At 67.5% G+C, this 1,461-nt stretch carries 1 protein-coding gene; it reads left to right on the top strand.

Features of this window, described 5'->3' with window-relative positions:
• The first annotated feature begins 117 nt into the window (after window positions 1-117).
• Window positions 118-1,455 carry an ISL3 family transposase gene (locus P0D62_RS18935; RefSeq protein ID WP_275704080.1) on the top strand — a complete coding sequence of 446 codons (1,338 nt, stop codon included), beginning with the start codon at window positions 118-120 and terminating at the stop codon, window positions 1,453-1,455.
• Window positions 1,456-1,461 lie beyond the last annotated feature (6 nt).

Below are 1,461 nucleotides of genomic sequence, written 5' to 3'. Positions count from 1 at the left end.
GGCTCTTCGTACTTGCGGTGGGTGGGCGACACGCTGGGTGAGGGTGGTGTGCTGAGGTAGGGGTCGAGGCCCTCAGGATCAGGAGTTACCACACTCCCTGTTCCGAGGACCTCGACGATGAACCAGCCTACGGGCTGCACAATGTGCTGCCATGCCCCCAACGCGTACTGCGACCGCTGTGACCTGCTGGTGGGCCTTCCCGGCCTGCATGTGATCGGGGTGGAGCGCGACCCGGGCGGGTTGCAGATCACGGTCGAGTCGGAGCCGACGGTGATGGGCTGTCCCTCGTGTGGTGTCGTCGCTGGCTCCCACGGTCGGCGGACGATCCGCCTGGTCGATACACCCTGCTTCGGCACGCCGACGGTGGTGTGGTGGCGCAAACGCACATGGTGGTGTCCCGAGCCGTCGTGTCCGGTGGGAGTGTTCACCGAGCAGGACGAGCAGGTGGCCAAGCCCCGCGGAATGCTCACCACCAGGGCGTGCCGGTGGGCAACCGAACAGGTCCGACGCGAGCACGCCAGCGTCGCTGGGCTGGCCCGCCAGTTGGGCACCACCTGGAGGACGGTGTGGAGGAGCATCGAGCCGATCCTTGCGCGTGCCGCCGCTGACGAGTCCCGCTTCGCCGGCGTGACGACCCTCGGGGTGGATGAGCACCTGTGGCACCACGTCAACCCCCGCAAGCGCGGCCCCAAAGAACTCACCGGCATGGTCGACCTGACCCGTGACAAGGACGGACGCGTCCACGCCCGACTCCTCGACCTGGTCCCGGGCCGCTCCGGCACGGTGTATAAGAGATGGCTCGACCAACGCGGCAAGACGTTCAAGGCTCGGGTCGAGGTCGCCACATTGGATCCGTTCCGCGGGTACAAGAACGCGATCGATGACAAGCTCGCCGACGCCACCGCTGTCCTTGATGCGTTTCATGTGGTCGCTTTGGCCGGCCGGGCCGTCGATGAGGTCCGCCGCCGTATCCAGCAGGAGACCCACGGCCACCGCGGTCGGTCCGGCAACCCGCTCTACGGGATCCGGAACATCCTGCGCTGCGCGGCCGAGCGCCTCACCGACAAACAGCACGCCCGCCTCACCGCGGCGATCGCTGCTGATGAACGCCATGATGCCGTCCACATCGCCTGGCAGTGCGCCCAGAAGGTGCGGGCCGCCTACGCCCACCCCGACCCGGCCAAGGGCCGCGAGATCGCCGAGCAGATCGTCGCCAGCTTTCCCACGTGCCCGATCCCGGAGATCGCCCGACTTGGTCGCACCTTCAAGCAGTGGAAGGACGCCTTCCTGGCCTACTTCGACACCGGCCGCGCCAGCAATGGTGGCACCGAGAGCATCAACGGCTTGATCGAGCTCCACCGCCGCATCGCCCGCGGCTTCCGCAACCGCGAGAACTACCGACTACGCATGCTCCTCATCGGCGGAGGACTCACCCTCGACCCACCGCAGGTATGAAGAGCC

The sequence above is a fragment of the Tessaracoccus caeni genome (assembly GCF_029211185.1).
Taxonomy (GTDB): Bacteria; Actinomycetota; Actinomycetes; order Propionibacteriales; family Propionibacteriaceae; genus Arachnia; species Arachnia caeni.
The sequence above is the reverse complement of the archived record's forward strand: the minus strand, read 5'-3'. Positions and strand labels throughout refer to the sequence as shown.